The organism is Pyxidicoccus fallax (genome assembly GCF_012933655.1).
Lineage (GTDB): Bacteria > Myxococcota > Myxococcia > Myxococcales > Myxococcaceae > Myxococcus > Myxococcus fallax.
The window spans coordinates 1-1,034 of sequence record NZ_JABBJJ010000723.1 but is presented as its reverse complement, the minus strand read 5'-3'; the positions used below and the strand labels follow the sequence as shown (position 1 = coordinate 1,034).

The 1,034-nt window shown below is 74.8% G+C and carries 1 protein-coding gene; it reads left to right on the top strand.

Features of this window, described 5'->3' with window-relative positions:
* Positions 1-1,005, top strand: a 1,005-nt coding sequence (locus HG543_RS53815) for a hypothetical protein (protein WP_169352696.1), incomplete at its 5' end; no start/stop codon positions are given.
* Positions 1,006-1,034: the final 29 nt, after the last annotated feature.

Below are 1,034 nucleotides of genomic sequence, written 5' to 3'. Positions count from 1 at the left end.
GCCCCCACCTCGGCGGAAGTGAAGGCCGCCCCCGTCCCGGCGTTCACCCTCTCCTACCTCCAGGACGCGAAGCCCTCGGGCTGCACCTGGACGCGCCATGACACCGCCGGCGCTCGCAAGGACCTCTTCACCGTGGATGCCGCGTGTGGGCGCGTCCGCCTCGCGTGGAGCCCCGACGGCCGTCAGGGCCTCCTCGTGGACCGGGGCGGCGGCGCCGTGAAGCCCCGTGCCTGGCTGGTCGATCTCCAGGCCGGCCAGGGCACTCCGCTGCCGCTCCCCGAGGTGGGACACGCGGACACCATCGGCTTCGACGCCTCCAACAACCCCCTCGCCCTGGTCTCCCAGGTGGACGACCTGATCCGCCGGACCGAGGGCGGCGCGGAGTTCTTCCTCTTCGAGGGCCAGCGCATCCCCATCACCGAGCCCGAGGGCGGCCCCGGCCTCGCGCACGCCTTCCGCCGCGAGGGTGACACCTGGAAGCGCCTGGAGACCGTGGCCACCGTCTATGGCTCGGACGCCGCCGCCGGCACGGGCGCGCTCACCACGGCGGGGACGCTGGTGTCCTCCACCTCCGGCGTGGACCCCTACGCCCCCGCCCCCACCGCGCTGCCCGAGGGCAGTGAGGACGCCGCCCGGCTCGACGCCGTGGTGCCGGACAAGGGCCACTCGCAGTTCGGCGAGTGGGTCTCCCTGGAGACGGACGGTGGCCCCTTCTACGCGTGGCGCGCCGCCGGAGAGCTGCCCGTGCTCATGCCGCCCCTGCGCTGGGAGTCGCAGGACCGGCTCGTGGAGCCGGAGGCGCTGAGCCTCGCCCCCACCGCGGCCGTGGTGGTACACACGCGCGGGCCCCTGCTGCTCATCGCCTCCGAGGCGTCCGCCCGCGTCTACGACAGCAAGGCGAAGAAGCGCGTCTTCTCGCTCGACGGCGTGCACGACGCGCGCTTCTGGCCGAAGGTGCGCATCGTCACCGCCGCCGCGCCCTCCGACGCGGCCACCGCGCAGTAGCCGTCCCCACCGGCGTCAGCCGCCCACCC